Raw genomic sequence first — 11,049 nt, 5'->3', positions numbered from 1 at the left:
TTGCCTACAGACGCGGGGCGGGGCAGCAAAGGGGGATGACGGTCGCCCGCACCCTGTCGCAATCCCTCGCGCCGCTGGTCGACCTTGTCTATCCGCCGCGGTGCCCGGTCTGTGGCGATGGCATTGGCGCACAGACGGGCCTGTGCCTGGAGTGCTGGAATTCGCTGGCAGTTCCGGGCGAACCGGCATGTTCCCTGTGCCAGATGCCCGCCTCCCATGACGAAGTAACGCCGGAAGGCGCGGTTTGCCGCACGTGCCGGATGCAGCGCCCCGAGCATGACGGTATCGCCGCGGCGACGCTCTACAACGATACGGCGCGCAAGCTGGTGCTGTCGTTCAAGCATGGCAACCGGATCGCGCTCGCCCCCGTCCTCGCGAGGCTCATCGTATCGCGATTGCCCGGGGTCGACGAAGACTGGGTCGCGGTGCCCGTGCCGCTCCACCGCTCACGGCTGTGGCGCCGGGGCTACAACCAGTCGGCGCTGCTCGCCAGGGAGATTGCCCGGCGAACCGGGGCGCGGCTTTGCGTGGACGCCCTGAAGCGTCTGCGTGCGACGCCGAGCCTGGGCGGCCTCGACCGGGCAGGACGGGCGGATGTGCTAGCTGGCGCCATCGCCCTCGATCCGCGGCGTGCGGGGATCGTGAGCGGAGCCAGGGTTCTGGTGGTGGACGACGTTCTGACGAGCGGAGCGACCAGCACGGCCTGCGTGCGCGCTCTCAAGGACGGGGGCGCAGCCAAGGTGGTGATAGCATGCTTTTCACGGGTTCTGGCGGGTGGCGAATGAGGCTTGTCCAAACGCAAAGCGCCCGGGAAAATCCCGGGCGCCCGCGTGACGATACCGTTGAAGCGGTCGCGCGACCCCCCGGTGAGCGCGGTGGCTTCAAACCCTCATGTGACGGCCCCGGATTGTTCCGGGTGCCGAGACCCCCCATTTCCTTGACCGGAAACGGCGAGCGACGAGTCACGTCGCCCGCCGGTGGTTTTCCCACCGAACGCCTATGGTGAAAAGTGTTAACGGCCCGGACGAAAGGTTTTGACACCTGGTTGTGATTATCGTGCAACAAATGGGTATCGGCACTGAAACCCAATCATGCGTATGGGAAGGAACGAACAATCGCTTGCGATGACAATCGGCAGGAAGAGGATACTGCGTTTCTTCCCAGGTTCGATGGCAACGGCTTGTTGAGCGCCGTTGCGCAGGACTGCGAAACTGGCGAGATCCTGATGCTGGCCTTCATGAATGCAGAGGCGCTGGCGGCCACGCGTGCGACGGGGCTCGCCCACTTCCATTCCCGCTCGCGCGGCACACTCTGGCAGAAGGGCGAGACGTCGGGCAACGTCCTTCATGTCGAACAGATCCTCGTCGATTGCGATCAGGACGCGCTGGTCCTGAAGGTTCGCCCCGCCGGACCGGCGTGCCATACGGGTGCGCGCAGTTGCTTTTACCGGCAGCTCGAAGGGGAACAGCTCGTGCGAATGGACGACGCCTGATTGCCCTTGCGGTCAGGTTTCGGGCAGGAAATCGGGAACCGACAAATATCGTTCGCCGGTATCGTAATTGAAACCGAGCACGCGGCTCCCGGCTTCGAGGTCGGGCAGTTTGGAGTCGATAGCGGCCAGTGTGGCGCCGCTGCTGATGCCGACCAGGAGCCCTTCTTCCGCGGCGCAGCGCCGGGCCATATCCTTCGCTTTTTCGGCGTCGACCTTGATGGCGCCGTCGATGGACCTTGTATGGAGGTTTTCCGGAATGAATCCCGCTCCGATTCCCTGGATGGGGTGGGGGCCGGGCTGACCGCCGGAAATGACAGGTGAGGCTTCGGGTTCGACGGCGTAGGCCTTCAGATCGGGCCAGACCTTCTTCAATTCTTCCGCGCAACCGGTAATGTGCCCGCCGGTTCCCACGCCCGTGATCATGACGTCGATCGGGCTGGCAGCGAAATCGTCGAGGATTTCCTTGGCCGTCGTGCGCGTGTGAACCATGTAGTTGGCCGGGTTGTCGAATTGCTGCGGCATCCAGGCGCCGGGGGTTTCGCCGACCAGTTCGTTCGCCCTCTCGATGGCACCCTTCATCCCGCCTTCCTTGGGGGTGAGATCGAAACTGGCACCATATGCGAGCATCAGGCGGCGCCGCTCCACGCTCATGCTTTCCGGCATGACGAGGACGAGTTTGTAGCCCTTGACCGCAGCCACCATCGCCAGACCGATCCCGGTATTGCCGCTGGTCGGTTCGATGATGGTCCCGCCGGGCTTGAGGTCGCCCGACTTCTCTGCGTCCTCGACCATTGCGAGGGCAATGCGATCCTTGATGGAACCGCCGGGATTGGCCCGCTCGCTCTTCACCCAGACCTCGTGATCGGGGAAGAGCCGCGACAGGCGGATATGCGGGGTATTGCCAATGGACTGGAGGACGTTGTCGAATTTCATGGAACCTGTTCCTGCAATTTTTCTTCCGGTATCTCGTCTCTCAATGCGGCAGGCGGGTCGAAGGTCCGGGTATGACGCAGAACGGGGAAAAGCCGCGCCCACAGTCCTACCGTGACAATGGCACCGATACCGCCCGCGATGACTGCCGTGGCCGGACCCAGCAGGCTGGCGAGAAAGCCCGAAAACGCGTCTCCCCCTTCGTTCGAGGCGCTGATCGTGAGCAAGCTGGCGGAGGAAACGCGGCCGCGCTTGTCGTCAGGCGTATGCAATTGCACCAGCGACTGGCGAATATAGACCGAGAACATGTCCGCCGCGCCGACCACGAACAGCGCCGCGAGGCTAAGCGGCATTGTGCGGGAGAACCCGAACACCACCGTCGCCACACCGAAGGCCACGACGGCCCACAGCATCTTCGGCCCGACATTGGTCTTGAGCGGACGGAAGCTGAACCAGATCGCGGTGACTGCGGCCCCCACCGCCGGCGCGGCGGCCAGCTGGGCAAGCCCGGTCTCGCCCACTTCGAGGATGTCGTAGGCGAAAGGGGAAAACAGCGCGGTCGCGCCGGCCAGGAATACCGCCATCAGGTCCAGCGTGATCGCGCCCAGAACCATGCGGTTGTGAATGACATAGCGCCACCCGTCAATGACCTGACCGATGGGCCGTTGCGCTCCGGTAATCGGCGAACGCGGTACCTTGCCGATGGTCGTGATCGCGAGGATGCCGAACAGGAAAAGTGCCGCCGCGATGGCGTAGGGCAGGGCAGGCTCGGCGTCATAGGCGTATCCACCGATCGCCGGGCCGACGATCATGCCGGTCTGCCACGCTATCGAGGATAGTGCGATGGCGTTGGGCAGGATCGCCTTGGGCACGAGATTTGGTGCCAGCGCCGACAGGGCCGGCCCGTTGAATGCCCGTACCACGCCGAGCAGGATCGCGACGACGAACAGCCAGCGCAGTGCGATCGCGTCGGTCCAGGTAAGCCAGGCAAGCGTTGCGGCGCAAACGAATTGCAGGCCGATCGTCATGCGCGATACGGTCTTGCGGTCGAACCGGTCGGCCACGAGACCGGAGAAGGGCGATAGCACGAAAAGTGGCAGGAATTGCAGCAGACCGATCAGCGCAAGCCGTCCGGATGCGCCGAACTCGTCCATTCCGCCCTGGCGTGCGAGGGTATAGGTCTGCCAGCCGATGATGAGCATCATCGCGTACTGGCCGACCATCATGGTGAACCGGGCGACCAGATAGGCGCGGAAATTGTGAATGCGCAGGGGGCTGGAAGGCTGTGCGGATGTTCCGTCATCCGCGCGCTGGTGTTCCGGGCCGCTGCTCACGCCCAGCGCCTTGGCAGGGCCGCTCGCGCTTGCCAAGTCAGCTGGTGTTTACCGGCCAGAAGCCAGGCTTACCCTCGCCGGCGAAGCGCCGGGTTTGGCTGCATTTCCTTTATCATCGCCTGGAAATCGTCGAAACGGATGATGCGTTCGAACTGGAAACCGGCACGCTCGTCCGTGGTCCAGATGCAGTAGGCTTCGATTCGGCCCACGGCCGGAAGGCGTATGATGAGCCTGTCGCCCCGCGCCAGTCCTTCGACGCCGGAAACCATGAAACCGTGAGCGGATACGTTGGTGATGGCGAGCTTGAGGTCGCCGCGCTGCAGATGTTCGGCGATCACGCAATAGTCGACCGGATGCCGCGAGGACCGCCGCATGTCCGTTACCGATAGCTGGGCACCGCCTGCCATGTCCTGTCGACCTCCCGTTGATTATCCGGAGCCCGCAATGACAACAAATGGTGCAATTTTGGTAAAACAGCGAGTCGATGCAGAACCGTGGTCGCGACCGGTCCGATCACGCGCCCCTGAGGATCCCGTGCTTCTTCTTGCCCATGCTGAGCCGGATCTCCTGCGATGCGGATAATGTGACCAGATGGCCGGCATCGGCTACGCTTGCGCCGTCGAGTTTCACGGCACCCTCCGCGACCTTGCGCTTGGCCTCTCCGTTGGAAGCGGTGAAGCCGAGTGCGACAAGGGCGGCTCCGACGCGCAGGCCTTCGGGCGGGACTTCGGCGACCGGCAGATCCTCGCCGCGTCCGCCGCCGGCAAATGTCTGTTCCGCGGTGGCGCGGGCCGATGCGGCGGCTTCCTCGCCACGCACGAGCCGCGTCACCTCGTCTGCGAGTAAGGTCTTGGCGGCATTGATCTCGCTGCCTTCGAGCGCTTCCAGCCGGCCGATCTCGTCCAGCGGCAGATCCGTGAAAAGCCTGAGAAAGCGCCCCACGTCGCGGTCATCGGTATTCCGCCAGAACTGCCAGAAATCGTAGGCCGGCAATTGTTCCTCGTTGAGCCAGACCGCGCCCGCTGCCGTCTTGCCCATTTTCGCACCGCTGGCGGTGGTCAGAAGCGGCGTCGTCAGCCCGTACAGGTCGCGTCCCTCCATGCGCCGGCCCAGCTCCATGCCGTTGACGATGTTGCCCCACTGATCGCTCCCACCCATTTGCAACCGACATTCGTATCGTCGCGCCAGTTCCAGGAAGTCGTAAGCCTGCAGGATCATGTAGTTGAATTCGAGAAACGTCAGCGGCTGTTCCCGATCGAGACGGGTGCGGACCGAATCGAAGGTCAGCATCCGGTTCACCGTGAAGTGCGGGCCGACGTCGCGCAGAAGCTCGATATAGCCGAGGTCCCCCAGCCATTCCGCATTGTTGACCATGACCGCGTCGGTGGGGCCGTCGCCAAAGGCAAGCAACCGCTCGAACACCTTGCGGATACCGGCCACGTTGTCCGCGATGACCTGGTCGGTCATCAGCTGCCTGCTCTCGTCCTTGCCGGACGGATCGCCGATCATTCCGGTCCCGCCACCCATGACCACGATCGGCCTGTGCCCGGTTTGCTGAAGGCGGCGCAGCATCATGATCTGGACGAGGCTGCCGACGTGGAGCGAGGGAGCGGTCGGGTCGAAACCGATATAGCCTGGCACAACCTGCCGCGCGGCTAGGGCGTCCAGCCCCGCCTCGTCCGTCACCTGATGGACATAGCCGCGCTCGTGAAGCACGCGCAGCAGATCGGATTCGCAAGTCGTCATCGAGGTCTCCATCGGGGGCCGGGCGCTAGCATGAGGAGGGCCGATTGCAAACGCATCGACTGGTCTGCCATCCGGCCACGCCGCCCGTGGCCGTGCGCAGCATGGAGGCCAAGATTCTATCCATCACCGACAGCTGGATGCGCGTACGTTGGAGGATCGACGGGCCAGGCAAGCTGGTGGTGCCCAGGTTCGCCGGCCGCGGGCGCGCCGATAATCTATGGGAGACGACCTGCTTCGAGATGTTCGTGCAGCAACCGGGGGATACCGGATACAGCGAGTTCAATCTTTCGCCTTCCGAACGCTGGGCCGCCTACGACTTCACCGCCCCGCGGGAGGGAATGAGCGAACGCGACTTCGCCCGTGAACCTGACTGCGCGATGCGAATGGGGCAGGCCATGGCAATTTTCGACGCCGCCCTCCCGCGCAGCCAGATGCCCGAGCCGCCCTTCGCAGTCGGGCTTGCTGCCGTGATCGAGGAAGAGGGTGGGGTAAAAAGCTACTGGTCGCTGTGCCACAACAGCGAGAAACCCGATTTTCACGATCCGGCTTGCTTCACAGCCTCGCTTGGGCGACTTCGGGCTGCATGAAATTTGGCATAGACCGCCTGCTGGCGGAACCGGAACTCAGGAAACCTCTCGAGGGTAACCGGGTCGCGCTGATCGCGCACCCTGCATCGGTCACGGCGGACCTTACGCACTCGCTCGACGCGCTCGCGGGGGCCGGTCTGAACGTGAGCAGCGCCTTCGGCCCGCAACATGGGCTGAAAGGCGACAAGCAGGACAACATGGTCGAGACGGCGGACGAGACCGATGCCCGGTATGGCATCCCGGTCTTCAGCCTGTACGGAGAGGTGCGCCGACCGACCGGCCAGATGATGTCGAGCGCGGACGTGTTCCTGTTCGATCTGCAGGATCTGGGATGTCGCATATACACCTTCGTCACCACGCTGCTCTATCTGCTCGAAGAAGCCGCGCGCCACGAGAAGAGCGTCTGGGTGCTTGACCGACCGAACCCGGCGGGTCGCCCGGTGGAGGGCACATTGCTCGAACCGGGACAGGAAAGCTTCGTGGGTGCCGGCCCGATGCCCATGCGGCATGGCTTGACACTGGGCGAAATGGGTCACTGGTTCATTCGCCATTTCGGCCTCGATGTCGATTACCGCGTCATCGAAATGGACGGTTGGCAGCCCGACGCCGCGCCCGGTTTCGGCTGGCCGAGCGACCGTGTATGGATCAATCCCAGTCCTAACGCCGCCAGTCTCAACATGGCGCGCGCCTATCCCGGAACGGTGATGCTGGAGGGTGCGACCCTGAGCGAGGGGCGCGGGACGACCCGCCCGCTGGAGGTGCTGTTCGGCGCGCCCGATCTCGACGCGAAGGCGGTGCTGACCGAAATGCATCGTATCGCGCCTGGCTGGATGGCCGGCTGTGCCCTACGCGAATGCTGGTTCACGCCCACCTTCCACAAACACCAGGGCGATCTGTGCAGCGGGCTGATGATCCATGCCGAAGGGCCGTTCTACGATCACGCAGGGTTTCGCCCCTGGCGCCTTCAGGCGGTCGCCTTCAAAGCCATTCGCGCGCTTCATCCGGATTACGAGCTGTGGCGCGACTTTCCCTACGAATACGAGTTCGATCGCCTGGCGATCGACGTCATAAATGGGGGTTCTTCCCTGCGTGAATGGGTCGATGACGAAGAGGCCCAACCCGGCGACCTCGACCAGCGCGCATTACGCGACGAGGACAGCTGGCGGGCGGAGGTGGCCGACCTGCTACTTTACTGAGCTGGTTGCCTGAGAGGACCGGTCTGGGGCAGGGGGACGGGACGGATATCCCCATTGGCCATCACCAGCACGTCGCACCCGTCGATGTCGCGATCGACGGCCTTGTAGAGAAGGGCTTCGTCGGGTTCGGCCGGTCGGCGGTCGAACGTGGGGGTCTGACCACGCTCCAGCTGAACGGTGTGTATGGTGTCGCGGCAGCGCCGCTCCTGCTCGAAGGGTGGTTCGGTCCCCCAGGCGTCTGCCGAGCGCTGCGTTTGCGCAGGCGCGCGGTCAACACCGGGGCTGCGCTGATCGCTTTCCTTTCCGGGGGCGGGCATTGCCCCAAGCAGAACTATGGCGAGAACGGGCAGTGCGGCTTTCATCTCGTCTCTCCTCAGGTGCCGATCATACCATCACGACAGCGAAAACCCAAACTGGCGGAGGTTCAGTCTGCTGCCAGTGCGAGCGCGCGAAGGGCGATGAGTTCGAATTGCCGCTGGTCGACCGGCGCTCCGGGGTCGTTCCAGCTCATCGTTACGACGCTCCACTCGCCCGCGTCATTGCGCAAAAGCCAGCTCAAGTTGAGCACGCCCGGCTCCGACCCGCCTTTGTAGCCGATATAGTCCCAGCGCTCCTTTATCGAAGGCGACACGGAGGGGCTGACCGCGAGAATTTTCAAAGCGGTATCATCGTCGAGGGCGCGGATGCGATCGAATATGCGGACGATGTCCTCGGCCGAGGCGAACCATTCGACGTCGATCGCATTGGGATCGTCCGAAAAGGCTTCCGAAATGGCCACCATGTCCCGATCCACGGATGCGAGACTGTCAAGCGCACGCGTTCTGTCCGCCTCGCTCATCGCCGGATAGTCCGCCGTCGAAACCTCGTCGCCCGATTTCATCACGAACATCTCCCGCGTGGTCATGAACGGGAGTGTCCGGGAAGGATCGGAATGGACCGACGCCAGCAGTTCGGCGGCAATCGCTTCGCGTCCCAGGGTCCGGATGAGCTGGTCGGCTGCCGTGTTGTCGCTGATCGAGATCATCAGCGTCGCCAGCGTATGCAGCGTTACCGGCGATCCGGCCGGCCAATTCTGCAACTGCCCGCTCGGATAGCTACGCGCGGTGAGCGGCACGACGTCCTCCCAGGAGCGCTCGCCCGCCGCGATCGAGTGGGCAAGCGCGGACAGCACGTAGAGCTTGAAGGCCGAGCCAATGGCGAATTGCCGGTCAGCGTTGTGCGCCAGCAGCGGCTCGTCGGAACCGAGCCGCGTGACAAGAACGCTCGCCGCCCCGGGGAGAGCGGCAACGTCTGCGAGCAGCGATTGCGGACTGTCATCGAGAGGCTCGGTATCGGTCAGGCGAAATTCGGTGACCTTGTAATCTTGATCCGGAGCGATGCGGAAGCCGCCGCTGGCGATGCCGCGTTCCATCCGGATGCGGATCGAGGCGAGCGTCTCGGACATCGGTTCGACGGCGTCCACGCCCTCCAGCCCGCCGAACTGCGCCTCCAGTTGCGCGGTGATCGCCTGCATCTGATCGGCGGATATCTGCGCGTTGAAACTGTCGGAAAAGACCTCTTCCATGGCCTTTTCCCCGCGCATGACCGCTACGATATCGGCCGCGCGCGTGTCGAGCCGGGGCATAGCCGCATCGGTTTGCGCGTTGGCGATCACGGGAAAGGCGAGCGCAGGCAGGGCGAGAAAGAGGGCGGCGGCGTGGCGTCGTGACATGATTTGGTCCCCCGAAGCATTCCCCGCGATCTTGCCACATGCGTTGGCTTCGGCAAGTCTTCAGGCGTCGATCAGATCGCGGTCGAGCTCGCCGGCGCGGTTCTGGATGAAATTGAACCGGTGTTCGGGGTTCCTGCCCATCAACTGGTCGACGAGTTCCTTGACCGCGAAACGCTGTTCGTTCTGCTCGGGCAGGGTGATGCGGACCAGACTTCGGCTGTCGGGGTTCATGGTCGTCTCGCGCAATTGCTGCGGGTTCATTTCGCCAAGCCCCTTGAACCGGCTGACCTCGACCTTCTTGCCCTTGAACACGGTGGCTTCCAGTTCGGCACGATGTTCGTCGTCACGGGCGTAGCGGCTCTCTTTTCCGGCGGTGAGGCGATAGAGCGGCGGCTGCGCGAGATAGAGATGGCCGCCGCGAACGAGGTCGGGCATTTCCTGGAAGAAGAACGTCATCAGCAAGGTGGCGATGTGGGCGCCGTCAACGTCTGCATCGGTCATGATGACGATGCGGTCGTAGCGCAGGTTCTCGGGATCGCAATCCTTCCGCGTGCCGCATCCCATGGCGAGGATCAGGTCGGCGATTTCGGAATTGGCGCGTATCTTGTCTGCGGTGGCGGACGCGACGTTGAGGATCTTGCCGCGAATGGGCAGGATCGCCTGGGTCTTGCGGTTGCGCGCCTGTTTGGCGCTACCCCCGGCGCTGTCTCCCTCGACGATGAACAGTTCGGTCTCGCCGTCACCTTCGCCGCTGCAATCGGTCAGCTTGCCGGGCAGCCGCAGCTTCTTGGCATTGGTCGCCGTCTTGCGCTTGATTTCACGTTCCTGCTTGCGGCGCAGGCGTTCGTCCATCCGCTCCATGACCGAACCGAGCAGCGCGCGGCCCCGGTCCATGTTGTCGGACAGGAAGTGGTCGAAATGATCGCGCACGGCATTCTCGACCAGGCGCGCGGCCTCCGGACTGGTCAGCCGGTCCTTGGTCTGGCTCTGGAATTGCGGATCGCGGATGAATACCGAGAGCATGACTTCCGCACCCGTCATCACGTCGTCGGCGGTAATGTCCTTGGCCTTCTTCTGCCCGGTCAGATCGCCGAAAGCCCGCAAGCCCTTGGTCAGGGCCGCGCGGACCCCTTGTTCGTGCGTGCCGCCATCGGGGGTGGGCACGGTGTTGCAGTACCAGCTGGTCGAGCCGTCGGACCACAGGGGCCAGGCAACCGCCCATTCCACCAGTCCCTGCTCCTCCGGGAAATCCTGCCGCCCGGTAAAATTCTCCGCCGTCACGCATTCGCGGCTTCCGACCTGTTCCGCGAGATGATCCGAAAGACCGCCCGGGAACTGGAACACCGCTTCCTCGGGAACGTCGTCACCGGCGAGTTCCGGAGCGCATTTCCAGCGGATTTCGACCCCGGCGAACAGGTATGCCTTGGACCGGGCCAGCTTGAACAGGCGGGCCGGCCTGAAGGCTCGCTCGCCGAAGATTTCCGTATCGGGCACGAAGGTGACGCTGGTGCCACGTCGATTGGGGGTATCGCCGATCTTGGCGATCGCGCCGGTGGGCTGCCCTCGCGAGAACTCCTGTGCGAACACCTCCCGGTTCCGGGCGACTTCGACGCGCGTATGGCTGGACAGGGCATTCACGACCGACACGCCCACGCCATGCAGGCCGCCGCTGGTGGCATACGCCTTGCCGGAAAACTTGCCGCCGGAGTGCAGCGTTGTCAGTATGACCTCGAGGGTGGACTTGCCCGGAAACTTGGGATGCTCGTCCACCGGCATGCCGCGACCGTTGTCGATGATCGTCAGCCGGTTGCCTGGCTCCAGTATCACCTCGATGCGACTGGCATGGCCCGCGACCGCTTCATCCATGGAATTGTCGAGTACTTCCGCCGCCAGATGATGCAGCGCGCGGTCGTCGGTGCCGCCGATATACATGCCCGGTCGGCGGCGGACCGGTTCCAGTCCCTCCAGCACCTCGATCGAGGAGGAATCGTAATCGCCGCTGCTCTTCGCCGGCGTATTCTCGAAAAGATCGTCGCTCATGGCTCGGGATATA

General features: G+C 63.9%; 11 protein-coding genes. 4 read left to right on the top strand and 7 right to left on the bottom strand.

Annotated features, from left to right (window positions below; all coding sequences use genetic code 11):
• Positions 1 to 35 precede the first annotated feature (35 nt).
• Both EG799_RS00695 and hisI read left to right on the top strand, forming a co-directional pair.
• Positions 36 to 785 carry a ComF family protein gene (locus EG799_RS00695; protein WP_123877646.1) on the top strand — a complete coding sequence of 250 codons (750 nt, stop codon included), beginning with the start codon at positions 36 to 38 and terminating at the stop codon, positions 783 to 785.
• A 329-nt stretch (positions 786 to 1,114) separates the two neighbouring features.
• Complete coding sequence (hisI, locus tag EG799_RS00690; protein WP_123877644.1) at positions 1,115 to 1,492, top strand: phosphoribosyl-AMP cyclohydrolase; 378 nt, start codon at positions 1,115 to 1,117, stop codon at positions 1,490 to 1,492.
• Between the two features lie 12 nt (positions 1,493 to 1,504).
• On the opposite strand, the gene cysK is transcribed toward hisI, so the two are convergent.
• From cysK to tyrS, 4 genes are all read right to left on the bottom strand, one after another.
• Complete coding sequence (cysK, locus tag EG799_RS00685) at positions 1,505 to 2,425, bottom strand: cysteine synthase A (RefSeq protein ID WP_123877642.1); 921 nt, start codon at positions 2,423 to 2,425, stop codon at positions 1,505 to 1,507.
• Entirely contained in the window at positions 2,422 to 3,756 is a 1,335-nt protein-coding gene (locus EG799_RS00680; protein ID WP_181950856.1) for an MFS transporter, read from the bottom strand. Before EG799_RS00680 ends, cysK begins: the two co-directional genes overlap by 4 nt.
• 68 nt (positions 3,757 to 3,824) lie before the next feature.
• Entirely contained in the window at positions 3,825 to 4,163 is a 339-nt protein-coding gene (locus EG799_RS00675) for a PilZ domain-containing protein (RefSeq protein WP_123877640.1), read from the bottom strand.
• A gap of 106 nt (positions 4,164 to 4,269) precedes the next feature.
• The gene (gene tyrS, locus EG799_RS00670) at positions 4,270 to 5,502 is read right to left on the bottom strand and encodes a tyrosine--tRNA ligase (protein WP_123877637.1); all 1,233 of its coding nucleotides are present in this window, start codon (positions 5,500 to 5,502) and stop codon (positions 4,270 to 4,272) included.
• Positions 5,503 to 5,546: 44 nt separating this feature from the next.
• Between tyrS and EG799_RS00665 the strand changes: the two genes are divergently transcribed.
• A complete protein-coding gene (locus EG799_RS00665; RefSeq protein ID WP_234028951.1) occupies positions 5,547 to 6,089 on the top strand; it encodes a DOMON-like domain-containing protein in 543 nt (180 codons plus the stop codon).
• Positions 6,086 to 7,285 (top strand): exo-beta-N-acetylmuramidase NamZ family protein, encoded by a 1,200-nt coding sequence (locus tag EG799_RS00660; RefSeq protein WP_123877635.1) that lies wholly within the window; start codon positions 6,086 to 6,088, stop codon positions 7,283 to 7,285. Before EG799_RS00665 ends, EG799_RS00660 begins: the two co-directional genes overlap by 4 nt.
• Here the strand turns inward: EG799_RS00660 and EG799_RS00655 are convergent.
• The 3 genes from EG799_RS00655 to parE form a co-directional block, all read right to left on the bottom strand.
• Positions 7,279 to 7,647 (bottom strand): hypothetical protein, encoded by a 369-nt coding sequence (locus tag EG799_RS00655; RefSeq protein WP_123877633.1) that lies wholly within the window; start codon positions 7,645 to 7,647, stop codon positions 7,279 to 7,281. The genes EG799_RS00660 and EG799_RS00655 overlap by 7 nt on opposite strands.
• 62 nt (positions 7,648 to 7,709) lie before the next feature.
• Positions 7,710 to 8,996, bottom strand: coding sequence for a serine hydrolase (locus tag EG799_RS00650; protein ID WP_123877631.1), 1,287 nt, complete (start codon positions 8,994 to 8,996; stop codon positions 7,710 to 7,712).
• Between the two features lie 60 nt (positions 8,997 to 9,056).
• Complete coding sequence (gene parE / locus EG799_RS00645; protein WP_123877629.1) at positions 9,057 to 11,036, bottom strand: DNA topoisomerase IV subunit B; 1,980 nt, start codon at positions 11,034 to 11,036, stop codon at positions 9,057 to 9,059.
• Positions 11,037 to 11,049 lie beyond the last annotated feature (13 nt).

It is taken from the genome of Aurantiacibacter spongiae (genome assembly GCF_003815535.1).
GTDB classification, from domain to species: domain Bacteria; phylum Pseudomonadota; class Alphaproteobacteria; order Sphingomonadales; family Sphingomonadaceae; genus Alteraurantiacibacter; species Alteraurantiacibacter spongiae.
This window is presented reverse-complemented; position numbering and strand designations above follow the sequence as displayed.

Bases quoted from the DNA above. Each gene is read 5' to 3' on its own strand.
- EG799_RS00660 (WP_123877635.1), top strand. From the start codon at position 6,086: ATGAAATTTGGCATAGACCGCCTGCTGGCGGAACCGGAACTCAGGAAA.
- EG799_RS00655 (WP_123877633.1), bottom strand. From the start codon at position 7,647: ATGAAAGCCGCACTGCCCGTTCTCGCCATAGTTCTGCTTGGGGCAATG.
- cysK (WP_123877642.1), bottom strand. From the start codon at position 2,425: ATGAAATTCGACAACGTCCTCCAGTCCATTGGCAATACCCCGCATATC.
- parE (WP_123877629.1), bottom strand. From the start codon at position 11,036: ATGAGCGACGATCTTTTCGAGAATACGCCGGCGAAGAGCAGCGGCGAT.
- tyrS (WP_123877637.1), bottom strand. From the start codon at position 5,502: ATGACGACTTGCGAATCCGATCTGCTGCGCGTGCTTCACGAGCGCGGC.
- EG799_RS00675 (WP_123877640.1), bottom strand. From the start codon at position 4,163: ATGGCAGGCGGTGCCCAGCTATCGGTAACGGACATGCGGCGGTCCTCG.
- EG799_RS00695 (WP_123877646.1), top strand. From the start codon at position 36: ATGACGGTCGCCCGCACCCTGTCGCAATCCCTCGCGCCGCTGGTCGAC.
- EG799_RS00650 (WP_123877631.1), bottom strand. From the start codon at position 8,996: ATGTCACGACGCCACGCCGCCGCCCTCTTTCTCGCCCTGCCTGCGCTC.